Source organism: Staphylococcus sp. HMSC62B09, from assembly GCF_001839115.1.
Taxonomy (GTDB): Bacteria; Bacillota; Bacilli; order Staphylococcales; family Staphylococcaceae; genus Staphylococcus; species Staphylococcus haemolyticus.
In genome coordinates this window covers 1-12,481 of record NZ_KV840096.1, presented here as the reverse complement: position 1 = coordinate 12,481, position 12,481 = coordinate 1, and the positions used below count along the sequence as shown (strand labels likewise).

Below are 12,481 nucleotides of genomic sequence, written 5' to 3'. Positions count from 1 at the left end.
AATAAGCATGAAATCTCAAGGCTACACTTCTGTGCAAGCCTTTTATTTATAGTAATAAGATAGCACCATTAACATATAAGCACAATACTAAATTAATACTTTAATCAAATTAACTTAACATATATACATTTTTGAAATAATGGTATTGATAATGCCATTTAACAATGACAATTTGGTGTTTTGACGGGTAAAAGATAAAAAGATATTAAATATAAAGTGGAGGTATCAGACATGTTAGTTTTGAATGAACAAGACCAGCAATCATTATTAGACATGAAAGAAGTCATTGATGAAGTTGCGAATTCATTAAAGGCATTTTCAGGAGGGAAGACAGACACACCGTTAAGGTATGTCTTACCGTTTAATGAAGGTAATAGATATTTAGTTATGCCAGCATTATCTGATGATCTTAAAGTGGTTGGTATTAAAACAGTTACATTTGCGCCAGATAATCCTAAAAAAGGCAAAAAGACAATTACAGGATCAGTGTTATTAAGTGATTATGAAACTGGGGAAACATTAGCTGTATTAGATGGTAGTTATTTAACTAAGATTCGTACAGGTGCTATCTCTGGAGTAGCAACTAAATACTTGGCACGTGAAGATGCTAAAACACTATGTGTTATTGGTTCTGGTGATCAAGCACAAGGACTAATTGCTGCAGTAATGGCAGTTAGAAATATCGATACAATTCACTTTTCGAGTCGTACTAAGGAAAATGCAGAACGTTTAGCTCAAAAAGTAGCTAATAATTATAATGTATCGACAAAAGTCTTTGAAGAAGCGGATGATGCGATGGAAGAGGCTGATGTTGTTGTAACTGCGACAAATTCTAATCATCCGGTATATTCACATTCATTACATCCCGGCGTTCATTTAAACGCAGTAGGCTCATTTAAACCAGATATGCAGGAATTACCATCAGAGTCTATGTTAGTAGCGAATAAAATTGTCGTTGAATCAGTAGAAGCAGCGATGGAAGAAACTGGTGATTTAAAGGTACCTCAAGAAGAAGGAATTATAACGAAAGATTCATTACATGGTGAACTAGGGGACATCGTAGCCGGTAAAGTTTCAGGGCGTGAAGATAATAAGGAAGTAACGCTATTTAAATCAGTAGGGTTAGCAATTGTAGATATCGTTGTTGCTAATTATTTCTATAAAAAAGCAGTAGCAAATAAAGAAGTATAATGTTGAAGTAGCTTTAATATTGTGAGGAAATTGCGAGTGTAAGTATGTAATCTTAAATAAATAGACTGCCAGGCCACTAAAAATTAAAGTATTCACATTAAAGAACTTACTGTGTTTATCTGCACATTTTCAAAATTATGAATAAACCGTGTAAATGACATATTGTTAACTGTCATCTACACGGTTTTTAATTTGAAATTATGCTGATTTTTTACGAGTTCGGATGTAAATTAATCCTGTTCCTGCTACTACTAATATAATAGCGATACCATGTTCTAAACTGCCATCTTTCAAACCTGCATTTGGTAATGATGTGATGGCGTCATGTTCTTGTGTAAACATAAGATTTGAATTTTTAGAAGCATTACTATTAGTAGTTATTAGTGTCTCATTATAAAAATTATCTTTAGGATTCATTTGAACTGGGAATTTAATGACATCTTTACAATGTTGTGAATGACTTGCATAACAAGTCAATTGGTCTCGTGTTCCTTTGTTGTTATTAGAAATACTCACTAAGTTTGAAGTAGGGTGATGTTCGATTGCATTTCCTTTTATGTTGTTAGTATGCATCTTGTCGGTAGCGCTTGGAATGACAATATTATCATCAGTGCTATTATGAGTTTGATTATTGTTAGCTGGGATTTCAATTACGTTGTCATTATCTTTTTGATGGTCTTTATTAGGGAATTCAATGACATTATCTTTATTAGAAGAATCAGTTTGTTTATCGTCTTTAGTATTGTCATCATTATCATTAATATGACCGGTATTGTCTTTGTCATCATTGTTTGAATCTGGTGTTTGTTGTTGGCTATCTTGTCCATTAGTTGAATGATTATTATCATTATCTTCTTTACCAGTATTTGGTTGTTCATTACTTTCCGGTAGACCATTAATGATACGTACAGGTTCTTCGGTATTGTATTGATTTAAATCTGTATTCTTAATATATTGAGCGACAACTGCATCTAAAGAAATGCCTTCCTCACGTTGTCCACCAAACATATCATAGCCATCTCCTTGATTAGCTGTGAAGTCATTGGTAGTTACATAGTAAGTACGGTTAGGATCTAGATCTTCATATTCTCCATTCTCTTTATTCAGTACCTTGATTGCATTAATGCGTTGGCCAGATGCTTTATTGATATCATAATACACTCTGAGTGAGTCAGATACTTGTAAGAATCCTCCATTTGCACCTAAGACCTTCTTACCGTCATGAGTTTCAGTATCAGCACTTAAACTGTGTTCAAATGCTTTTTCAACATCTGAACCTTTCACTTGAATTTGAGAAATTAAATTACCGAATGGTAACACTGTTATGATGTCATTTTCAGTAACCTCACCTTTTTCAATTGAAGCTCGAATACCACCACCGTTAGTGATTGCGAAATCAGGTTGATGTGAGAAATTCTTAGAGGCATATGCTTCCATAGCATCCGTAATTAGGTTACCTAGGTTTGTTTCTTGCGTGCGCGCTTGAGCACGTTCACCATTTAACGTCACTGTATTATTAGGTATAACAACTGTTGATGTTTCTTTTAAGAAGTCGTCATTTGCCTTTTTAGTTTGTGCATCAATTTGTGAGTCAGGTGTGATATCTTTGGCGTCCGCTACATTGATTAATGATGCTTTGATATCAGACGCTTTTTGATTTTGAAAAGTAAAATCCACACGTCCTACATTTGCTAGTGCAGTACCAGTTTGAGCGAGTAGATTATTGGTACCATAATGTTCACCGTTATCAATCACGGTATGTGAGTGACCATCTAATACGAAGATAGGTTGTTTAAATGAAGCGTCTTTCGTAAGTTGATCAATTAAATAATCACCACGCCAAGTTTTTTGCGTCGATTTATCTACACCTAAGTGCGATAAGATAACGAATACATCGACATTGTTTTTAATCTCATTCATGGCTTGTTTGACACTAGTTAATGGGTCTTTAAATTCAATACCTTCAACAGCAGTAGGCGACGTTTTAGTTTTTGTTTCAGGTGTCGTGACACCTACAATACCATAACGGACATTGTTTTTAGTTACTGTAGTTGAAGAATCAAATACGCGTTTACCATTTTTGTAGATATTAGAAGAAACAATAGGGAAGTTTAATTGTTTCTGCAATTTAAGTAATTGATCATAACCAAAGTCAAATTCATGGTTTCCGACAGTCATTGCATCATAGCCAACACTATTCATAGCTTTGGCCATTTCTTCTCCCTTTGAATTGTTAGAAACAGGTAAACCTTGAAAAGCATCTCCTGAATCCACCATTAAATCCGGATTATATTTGTCTTTAAGACCTTTTACTTTAGCCATACCGATGACTCTCCCATCATCCTCTACAAATCGGCCATGAATATCATTTGTATGTAAAATTGTATGTTCATTTGTGTTGTCAGAAGTAGTTGCCATTCTTTTGTTAACAGTCACATGTTGAGATTTAGGTGCTGCTTGTTCTGATGTAGTATTGCTATTTTTAGATACTTGCTTTGAAGCAGGTGTAGATTGTTGTGATTCTGGAACATTACGCTTTTGCTGTTGTTGAGTTGATTCTTGAGGTGTTTGTTTAACTTTAGTGGAAGTAGATTCTTTTGTAGTTTCTACTTGCTTAGACTTGCTTTGCTCCGACGTCGAAGGAGAAGGTTTCACCTCCGTATCATGGGATTGCGATGTATTATTTTCATTTGAAGTGGATTCAGACGATGCTTTTTCTTGTGAAGATGTATTATTTTCGTTTGTAGCAGGTTCAGGTGTAGCTTTTTCTTGTGAAAAGGCAGAACCTTGAGATGAATTATTATGCTTCTCTGAAGTAGTGTTTTGTGTTGTAGACGTTTCAAAATTAAGATGTGAAGTTGTTTCAGACGAAGGTGTGGCTTGGTAATTATGTGAAACGTTGTTTGACTCAAGAGATAAAGGTTTATTAGTTGATTCAATGTTAGCTGATAATGCTTCTTTTGAAGCAGATTGTGGTACTTCTGCGGTAGCTGTTGTGTTAGTAGCTTGTGTTGCCTGTGATTCAGCTGCATAAGAGGTACCAGTTGTAATACCAAATACGATAAAACATAAAACTAAAAGTGGAATAAGATATCGCTTCATATTTGCCTCCTTTATTAGATGAAATTTACATTCTCATATTAGCATAAGTCGCAAAGCCTTAAGCTTACTCATTAAATTATTTACAATAATTTTAAAAACAATTAATAAATATAACGTTATGAAGAGTATGTATCTCTGACTTTTCAAAAATAAAATGAATTTAAAAGAGTGTACTTTGTGAGTATACAAGAAAGCGCTTTTATATTATAATAAACATGTAAATAGGGATTATGTACACCCTAAAAGGACAATAATTCGTGGTAAACACACAAAGGGAGTTTTTTATTTATGGAAAGAATCGTAATTACAGGAGCACTTGGTCAAATTGGTACTGAGTTGGTATTAAAATGCAGAGAAATTTACGGAAATGACAATGTATTAGCTACGGATATTAGAGAGCCGGAAGAAGATTCACCAGTTAACAATGGTCCGTTTGAAGTATTAGATGTTACAAATCGTGAAGCTATGATGGCAATCGTTGAGAACTTTAAAGCAGATACGTTAATGCATATGGCTGCATTATTATCAGCGACTGCAGAGAAAAATCCTTTATTAGCATGGGATTTAAATATGGGCGGTCTAATGAACGCATTAGAAACAGCTAGAACGTATGAATTACATTTCTTCACACCAAGTTCAATTGGTGCATTTGGTGATTCAACGCCTAAGAAAGATACACCACAAAATACAATTCAACAACCTACTACAATGTATGGTGTGAACAAAGTTGCAGGTGAGTTATTATGCCAATACTATTTCACAAAATTTGGTGTCGATACGCGTAGTGTGAGATTCCCAGGACTTATCTCTCATGTTAAAGAACCAGGTGGCGGTACTACTGATTATGCTGTTGAAATTTATTTTGAAGCGGTTAGAAAAGGTCGTTACACAAGCTATATTGCTAAAGACACATACATGGATATGATGTATATGGATGATGCAATTGATGCAATTATTAAATTAATGGAAGCAGATAGCGACAAACTTGTAACACGTAATGGCTATAACTTAAGTGCTATGAGTTTTGAACCTGAGCAAATTAAAGCTGAAATCCAAAAACATTATCCTGACTTCGCATTAGATTATGAAGTAGATCCAGTACGTCAAGCAATTGCTGATAGCTGGCCAGATAATATTGATACAAGTTATTCTCGTAAAGAGTGGGGCTTTAACCCTAAATACGATTTAGCTGGTATGACTGAATTAATGTTAAAAGCAATTGAAGAAAAAGAACAAAATAAATAAAGTTTGACTGTCATACAAGTCATATAACACAGAACCTCAGACGAAATGTTTGAGGTTTTCTTTTTTATCCGAAATTAGTTAGTAACGGCCATTAAAAATTTACTAAAGTATGTTATTTTTAAAGAAAGGGTTTACATTTAGTATTTAGTTTGAATTTTTAGAAAATTCATTGAATCAACATTACGAGATTGCTATAATTTAATATACTATTACTAACTAAGATTTATTTAGGAGGCTTTCATCATGTCAGAAAAAGTTAAATTTGAACAACGCGACTCGCTTAAAGAAAAACCAGAAGGTAATTTAGGGTTCGGTCAATACTTTACAGATTATATGTTAAGTTTTGATTATGATGTAGATAAAGGTTGGCATGATTTAAAAATTGTTCCTTACGCACCATTTGAAGTTTCACCAGCTGCACAAGGTCTTCACTATGGACAAGCGGTATTTGAAGGTTTAAAAGCATACAAACATGAAGGAGAAGTTGTATTATTTAGACCAGACCAAAACTTCAAACGTATTAATGATTCATTAGCACGATTAGAAATGCCTAAAGTAGATGAAGAATTATTATTAGAAGGTTTAAAACAATTAGTAGACGTTGAACGTGATTGGGTACCTGAGGGAGAAGGACAATCATTATATATCCGTCCGTTTGTATTTGCGACTGAAGGCATTTTAGGAGTAAGAGCATCTCATCAATACAAATTATTAATTATTTTATCTCCATCAGGCGCGTATTATGGCGGAGACACTTTAAAAACAACTAAAATTTACGTTGAAGATGAATATGTTCGTGCCGTACGTGGTGGTGTAGGATTCGCTAAAGTAGCAGGTAACTATGCTGCAAGCTTATTAGCACAAACAAATGCTAATAATTTAGGCTATGATCAAGTATTATGGTTAGACGGTGTAGAACAAAAATATGTTGAAGAAGTTGGTAGTATGAATATCTTCTTCGTTGAAAATGGTAAATTAGTTACACCTGCCTTAAATGGAAGTATCTTACCAGGTATTACACGTAAATCAATCATTGAATTAGCTAAAGAGTTAGGCTATGAGGTTGAAGAACGTAAAGTGTCAATCGATGAATTATTTGAAGCTTACGACAAAGGTGAATTAACTGAAGTATTCGGTTCAGGTACAGCAGCAGTTATTTCTCCAGTCGGTACATTAAAGTATGAAGATAGAGAAATCGTTATTAACAATAACGAGCCAGGAGAAATCACTAAAAAATTATACGACACATATACTGGTATCCAAAGTGGTAAATTAGAAGATACACATGGTTGGCGTGTAGTTGTCCCAGAATATAAATAAGGTAAGTTTAAAGAACTAGAAATCCTGAGGAATTGAGGTTTCTAGTTTTTTTGTTTTATTGCGAAGTTTTAAATATAAGATTGCTGATTTATTATTAGAAATAGATAGAAATGTTTGAAAATAATACAGAAATCATTAAAAGACTTGCAATGGCACTTGATCAACAAGAATTGAATAAATATGATTCAGATGTTCTCTTTATATTACTTCAAGATAAAATTTTGGGAAGTAAATATTCTAGAATTACTCTTAAAGGAGTTAAAGATATCGCAGGATATTCAAGAAATAAAGTTAATGAGGTAATAAAAAAATATGAAAGCAAATTAATTAAGTTAAAAAGTAATCCTGTTGTTTACGAGGTGAAGGATAGTTACGTACAAGAATTGCTTTTTATGCAAAACAATATAAATTGAAATATATAAACATACAAATACGCATCGTTAATGGGCAATTACGCAATAAACGCCAAATTTATCCTCAGGTGCTTACAATAAAAGTGTAATTTAAATATTAATGAAGGAGTGGAATCAAATGACAGACGTATTCGGTTTCATAAAAAAAGCGATTGACTTTATTAGTAGCATTTTAGTACACGGTGAACCTAAATAATTATTTTTATAATGAAAAATCACCCCGGTGTTAGATTAAAAATCTAATTTTCGGGGTGAATTATTTATATCGGTTTTTAAATTACACAATCATAAATTTCGCTCAATTAAATCAACGTAGGCAAATGATAAATGAAACGGTATTGGTTCGCGTATTTTTGAAACTTAAAAGATATTAAATAAGTTTGTATAATAAAATATAAAGATGATTGGGGGGGATTGAATGAAATTTAAACTAATTACTTATTTCGATGAAAGCTATATTGATTCAATTTACGAAACATATCAATCAGTTGGTTGGTTAAAACATGATAAAGATAAGATACGAAAAATTTTCGAGAATAGTACGCACGTAGTCTTAGCAATTTATGATAATAAAGTCATTGGTTTTGCTAGAGCATTATCAGATGGTGTATTCAATGCAGCTATTTATGACTTAGTTGTTAATAAAGATTTTCAAAATAATCAAATTGGTATGCATATGCTTAAACACATTCTTAAGGAAATAGGGTCACTTTCATGTATCCATTTAATCTCAACTATCGATAATTTAGAATTTTATCAAAAGGCTGGATTTAAAAAATTGAAAACTGGTATGGTTATATATCAAGATAAACGCCTAACAGATACATATACTGAATAATTGGTAGATGGAATATTAAATCATTCTATTGAGTCTAAAATAAAAATTTGTATTACAATAGAAGAGTTAATAATCATAATTCACAGGAGTGTTATGAAAATGGAATGGATATTATTTGATAAAGACGGGACATTAATAGAATTTGATAAGAGTTGGGAGAAAATTGGTATAAGATTAGTGGATAGTCTTTTAGATGAATTCCCAGTAGCTAATAAAGAAGTTGCACATCGACAATTAGGTGTTCTTGATAATGCAATCGTTCCTGATTCTGTAATGGGTTCAGGGTCACTAGATGAAATGATTAAAGCTTTTAATAACGTTGTTGGTAAAGATGTCTCAACTTGGACACGTAATACGAGCCAGGAACTTGTTGATACACGTGTGCCAGAGAACAACTGGATTGATGGTGTGTATGATATGATTCAATCTTTAAAAAAAGACGGCTATAAAATTGGAATTGTTACAAGTGATTCACGAAAAGGAGTATTGCAATTTCTTGAAGATACCAATTCTAAAGACGCTTTCGACTTAGTTATCTCTACAGAATCACATGCAGCGGAAAAGCCAAATCCAGCAGTATTAAATCCACTGTTTGATTCTTATGATGTCAAACCTGAAGATGTAGTTATAGTAGGAGATACTAATAACGACATGAAAACAAAGGTTAATGCTGAATTAGGTTTAGCAATTGGTGTGCTTACTGGTATAGCTAAAAAAGAAGAGTTAGTAGATGCTGATGTGATAATAGAGACAGCTGTGAGTGTGCCCGAAGTCTTAAAACAATATATTGAAAACAAATAAGGTAAAAAATGTAAAAACGCTACACAAAGAGTTTGAAATGTGTAGCGCTTGTTTATGTTAACGATTATCTACCTTGCGATAAGTATTAATTACATGAGCAATTTTATCAATAATTGGGTCTAAAGAGTCTAGGTTTTCATGAATATCATATTCGTTGATGTTAACGCGCACGACCGGACAGGCATTAAAGTTATTTATCCAGTCATCATAACGTTTGAATAACTTTTGCCAATACTCAGGATCCGTATTAATTTCCATATCACGACCACGTGCTTTGATACGCTCAATTACTTCATTGTAGTCGCACTCAAGATAAATTAATACATCAGGTTTAGGGAAGTAAGGTGTCATTACCATTGCATTGAACAATTCAGAATATGTTTTAAAATCATCTTCATTCATAGTACCTTGTTCTTCATGCATTTTCGCGAAAATATCAACATCTTCATAAATAGAGCGATCTTGAATGAATCCACCACCATATTCAAACATACGTTTTTGTTCTTTAAAACGTTCTGCTAAAAAGTAGATTTGTAAGTGGAAACTCCAACGTTCAAAGTCATCATAAAATTTATCTAGATAAGGATTATGATCAACATTTTCAAAAGAGGTTTTAAAATTCAATTTGTCAGCTAAAGCCTGTGTCAATGTCGATTTCCCAACACCAACGGTACCAGCAATGGTGATTATTGCGTTTTGAGGTACTTTATAATTATTCATGTTCAATTGCTCCTATCATAGGTCTTATTTTTTCTAAAATTGATTGATAATCTGAGTCATTTTTAACAAAATCAATTTCACTTGTATTAATTAAGACGACATTCGCGCCTTCACTTTTCATGGCATTATAAAATGTTAAATAATCTTCTTTGAGATTCAATAAATAGTTATCCTCAATATGATGTTCAAAACTACGATTACGTTGAGCTATTCTTTGTTTCAGAACCTCCAAATCAGCATCTAAGAAAATAATCATGTTAGGCATTTCAAGATCTTCAGTTAAAATATCGAAAATGCGGTCAAATTTATCAAATTCATTATTACTCAACGTGTTACGAGCAAAAATTTTATTTTTATAAATATGATAATCGCTAACAACACCTTGAGTCATTTTAGCGATATCTTTTGCCTGTTTATATCGATTACAGAGGAAAAACATTTCTGTTTGAAAACTCCATTTAGAAATATCATCGTAGAAGTCAGATAAAAATGGATTTTCATCAATTATTTCTTTTTCTTCATAGTAATTTAATGTCTGGCTAAGCTTATGAGTTAGGGAAGATTTACCTACACCAATTGGGCCTTCAATTGCGATAAATGGTTTGTTCATAATCACATCTCCAAATGTTAAAATAGACAATGAGTATTGTATCATAAGTGAGGTATAACACACATGGCAAATGATGAATATTACATGAAATTAGCGATTGAAGAAGCTAAAAAAGCTCAAAAACTTGGAGAAGTTCCTATAGGCGCAATTATAGTTAAAAACAATGAAGTCATAGCAAGCGCACATAACTTAAGAGAAACTGCGCAGCTACCTACGGCTCACGCAGAACATATCGCTATTGAACGTGCTTCAAAAGTAGTTGGGAGTTGGCGTTTAGAAGAATGCAAATTATATGTGACACTTGAACCGTGCGTCATGTGTGCCGGTGCCATTGTAATGAGTAGAATTCCTAAAGTGGTATACGGCGCCACTGATCCTAAAGGTGGATGTAGTGGTAGCTTGATGAATCTATTAGAAGAATCTCAATTTAATCATAGAGCTGAAATTGTTAAAGGCGTACTTGAGCAAGAATGTGGTGATTTATTACGAAACTTCTTCCGTGAATTACGATTAAAGAAGTCTAAAACGAACAAGTAAGCGTACAAATTGAGCTATATTTGTTAAAATAATACACGTGAATTAAGTGTTCAAGTTGAGATTTTAAATTTTAACTTTAAGATGTTTTTTTAAGATAAATAGCAATTAATTAAGAGAATGAAACGAGGTAACTGTATGATTAAATTAATAGCAACAGATATGGATGGCACATTGTTAAATGCTGCACATGAAATTTCAAAAGAAAATGTTGATGCGATTAAATTTGCACAATCACAAGGAATAACAGTTGCCATTGCGACAGGTCGTGCATTTTATGAAGCGAACACACCTGTAGCTGAAACAGATTTAAGTGTGCCATACATTTGTTTAAATGGTGCAGAAGTACGTGATGAATCGTTTAATATTATGAGTACCTCTAACTTAAATCATGAATTAGTGGAACGCATAAAATCCATCTTGAACCATGAAGATGTATACTATCAAATTTACACTAATAGAGGGATTTATACAGAAGATCCTACTAAAGATTTAGATATATATTTAGATATTGCTAAACAAGCAGGACAAGAAGCGGATGTTGAAAAGATTAAAAACGGCATTCAAAAGCGTATAGATAATGGCACATTAAAAGTTGTAAATAGTTATGAAGAAATTGAAGATATCCCGGGAGAATTAATCATGAAAGTGTTAGCCTTTAATCCCGATTTAGAGAAAATAAACGCCATTGGAGCAGAACTTTCAGCTATTCCAAGTTTAGCCATTTCATCATCTTCACGCGGAAATCTTGAAATTACACATTCTGACGCGCAAAAAGGAATCGCGTTAGAGTCTATTGCTAACCAATTAAATATTGATTTAAAAGACGTTATGGCATTAGGTGATAATTTGAATGACGTGTCAATGCTAGAACGTGTAGGTTATCCGGTCGCAGTAGAAAACGCTATGCCAGAAGTTAAAGCAGTTGCTAAATATGTAACTGATACCAATGAAAATAGTGGTGTTGGAAAAGCCATCATGAAGTTATTGAAAGAAGAAAATAATTAATATTAAGAGGTGTATAGTAGAAATGAAAGGACTTATAATTGTTGGTAGTGCCAAAGTTGGCTCACATACAAATGCGTTAGCTAAATACTTAGTGGGACAGTTTGATACACATGATTTAGATGTTGATATTTATGACTTAGCAGAACGCCCATTAAATCAACTTGATTTTTCAGGAACAACACATTCAACAGAGGAAATTAAGGCAAATACAAAAGAGTTCCAAGACAAAGCAATGGAAGCAGATTTCTTAATTTTAGGTACGCCAAACTATCATGGCTCATATTCAGGTATTTTAAAAAACGCTTTGGATCATATCAATATGGATTACGTTAAAATGAAACCAGTGGGCTTAATAGGGAATAGTGGTGGAATTGTAAGTTCGGAGCCGCTATCACATTTACGAGTCATTGTTCGCAGTTTATTAGGTATTGCTGTACCTACACAAATTGCAACACATGACTCAGATTATGCAAAATTAGAAGACGGTACGTTATATTTAAATGATGAAGAATTTCAATTACGCGCGAAATTATTTGTCGATCAAATTGTATCATTTGTAAATAATAGTCCATATGAACATTTAAAATAAATTTTAATAATTGTAAAAAACACATATATAATATAATAGAAGAAACTAATTTAAAGAGTCCGGGACATAAAGTTCTTGGATAAGTGAAAAAAGACAATTTCTATTGAAAT

At 32.9% G+C, this 12,481-nt stretch carries 12 protein-coding genes; 9 read left to right on the top strand and 3 right to left on the bottom strand.

The features are described from left to right. Positions 1–231: 231 nt before the first annotated feature. Entirely contained in the window at positions 232–1,191 is a 960-nt protein-coding gene (locus HMPREF3265_RS01775) for an ornithine cyclodeaminase family protein (protein ID WP_070860923.1), read from the top strand. Between the two features lie 198 nt (positions 1,192–1,389). On the opposite strand, the gene HMPREF3265_RS01770 is transcribed toward HMPREF3265_RS01775, so the two are convergent. Then, the gene (locus HMPREF3265_RS01770; protein ID WP_070860922.1) at positions 1,390–4,293 is read right to left on the bottom strand and encodes a 5'-nucleotidase C-terminal domain-containing protein; all 2,904 of its coding nucleotides are present in this window, start codon (positions 4,291–4,293) and stop codon (positions 1,390–1,392) included. A 288-nt stretch (positions 4,294–4,581) separates the two neighbouring features. Here HMPREF3265_RS01770 and HMPREF3265_RS01765 point away from each other — a divergent pair, with 288 nt between their 5' ends. The 5 genes from HMPREF3265_RS01765 to HMPREF3265_RS01745 all read left to right on the top strand — a co-directional run bounded on the left by HMPREF3265_RS01765 (position 4,582) and on the right by HMPREF3265_RS01745 (position 8,910). Further along, on the top strand, positions 4,582–5,538 hold the full coding sequence (locus HMPREF3265_RS01765; RefSeq protein WP_033079552.1) for an L-threonine 3-dehydrogenase: 957 nt from the start codon (positions 4,582–4,584) through the stop codon (positions 5,536–5,538). A 243-nt stretch (positions 5,539–5,781) separates the two neighbouring features. Further along, positions 5,782–6,858, top strand: a complete 1,077-nt coding sequence (locus HMPREF3265_RS01760; protein ID WP_070860921.1) for a branched-chain amino acid aminotransferase — start codon at positions 5,782–5,784, stop codon at positions 6,856–6,858. A 110-nt stretch (positions 6,859–6,968) separates the two neighbouring features. Further along, the gene (locus HMPREF3265_RS01755) at positions 6,969–7,271 is read left to right on the top strand and encodes a TrmB family transcriptional regulator (RefSeq protein WP_141764258.1); all 303 of its coding nucleotides are present in this window, start codon (positions 6,969–6,971) and stop codon (positions 7,269–7,271) included. 418 nt (positions 7,272–7,689) lie between these two features. Beyond that, on the top strand, positions 7,690–8,109 hold the full coding sequence (locus tag HMPREF3265_RS01750) for a GNAT family N-acetyltransferase (RefSeq protein WP_070839434.1): 420 nt from the start codon (positions 7,690–7,692) through the stop codon (positions 8,107–8,109). 99 nt (positions 8,110–8,208) lie between these two features. After that, a complete protein-coding gene (locus tag HMPREF3265_RS01745) occupies positions 8,209–8,910 on the top strand; it encodes an HAD family hydrolase (protein ID WP_049395836.1) in 702 nt (233 codons plus the stop codon). A gap of 57 nt (positions 8,911–8,967) precedes the next feature. Here the strand turns inward: HMPREF3265_RS01745 and HMPREF3265_RS01740 are convergent, their stop codons facing one another. Next, on the bottom strand, positions 8,968–9,630 hold the full coding sequence (locus HMPREF3265_RS01740) for a deoxynucleoside kinase (protein WP_049395837.1): 663 nt from the start codon (positions 9,628–9,630) through the stop codon (positions 8,968–8,970). Continuing rightward, positions 9,623–10,240 carry a deoxynucleoside kinase gene (locus HMPREF3265_RS01735; protein ID WP_059748246.1) on the bottom strand — a complete coding sequence of 206 codons (618 nt, stop codon included), beginning with the start codon at positions 10,238–10,240 and terminating at the stop codon, positions 9,623–9,625. Before HMPREF3265_RS01735 ends, HMPREF3265_RS01740 begins: the two co-directional genes overlap by 8 nt. A 63-nt stretch (positions 10,241–10,303) precedes the next feature. On the opposite strand from HMPREF3265_RS01735, the gene tadA reads away from it, so the two are divergent. The 3 genes from tadA to HMPREF3265_RS01720 all read left to right on the top strand — a co-directional run bounded on the left by tadA (position 10,304) and on the right by HMPREF3265_RS01720 (position 12,371). Then, complete coding sequence (gene tadA / locus HMPREF3265_RS01730) at positions 10,304–10,777, top strand: tRNA adenosine(34) deaminase TadA (protein ID WP_070860920.1); 474 nt, start codon at positions 10,304–10,306, stop codon at positions 10,775–10,777. Between the two features lie 135 nt (positions 10,778–10,912). Next, the gene (locus HMPREF3265_RS01725; protein WP_070860919.1) at positions 10,913–11,782 is read left to right on the top strand and encodes a Cof-type HAD-IIB family hydrolase; all 870 of its coding nucleotides are present in this window, start codon (positions 10,913–10,915) and stop codon (positions 11,780–11,782) included. A gap of 22 nt (positions 11,783–11,804) precedes the next feature. Next, positions 11,805–12,371: an NADPH-dependent FMN reductase gene (locus HMPREF3265_RS01720; RefSeq protein WP_070860918.1), complete on the top strand. Its 567-nt coding sequence runs from the start codon at positions 11,805–11,807 to the stop codon at positions 12,369–12,371. Positions 12,372–12,481: the final 110 nt, after the last annotated feature.

Bases quoted from the DNA above. Each gene is read 5' to 3' on its own strand.
- HMPREF3265_RS01755 (WP_141764258.1), top strand. From the start codon at position 6,969: ATGTTTGAAAATAATACAGAAATCATTAAAAGACTTGCAATGGCACTT.
- HMPREF3265_RS01750 (WP_070839434.1), top strand. From the start codon at position 7,690: ATGAAATTTAAACTAATTACTTATTTCGATGAAAGCTATATTGATTCA.
- HMPREF3265_RS01735 (WP_059748246.1), bottom strand. From the start codon at position 10,240: ATGAACAAACCATTTATCGCAATTGAAGGCCCAATTGGTGTAGGTAAA.
- HMPREF3265_RS01775 (WP_070860923.1), top strand. From the start codon at position 232: ATGTTAGTTTTGAATGAACAAGACCAGCAATCATTATTAGACATGAAA.
- HMPREF3265_RS01765 (WP_033079552.1), top strand. From the start codon at position 4,582: ATGGAAAGAATCGTAATTACAGGAGCACTTGGTCAAATTGGTACTGAG.
- HMPREF3265_RS01725 (WP_070860919.1), top strand. From the start codon at position 10,913: ATGATTAAATTAATAGCAACAGATATGGATGGCACATTGTTAAATGCT.
- HMPREF3265_RS01770 (WP_070860922.1), bottom strand. From the start codon at position 4,293: ATGAAGCGATATCTTATTCCACTTTTAGTTTTATGTTTTATCGTATTT.
- tadA (WP_070860920.1), top strand. From the start codon at position 10,304: ATGGCAAATGATGAATATTACATGAAATTAGCGATTGAAGAAGCTAAA.
- HMPREF3265_RS01720 (WP_070860918.1), top strand. From the start codon at position 11,805: ATGAAAGGACTTATAATTGTTGGTAGTGCCAAAGTTGGCTCACATACA.
- HMPREF3265_RS01760 (WP_070860921.1), top strand. From the start codon at position 5,782: ATGTCAGAAAAAGTTAAATTTGAACAACGCGACTCGCTTAAAGAAAAA.
- HMPREF3265_RS01745 (WP_049395836.1), top strand. From the start codon at position 8,209: ATGGAATGGATATTATTTGATAAAGACGGGACATTAATAGAATTTGAT.
- HMPREF3265_RS01740 (WP_049395837.1), bottom strand. From the start codon at position 9,630: ATGAATAATTATAAAGTACCTCAAAACGCAATAATCACCATTGCTGGT.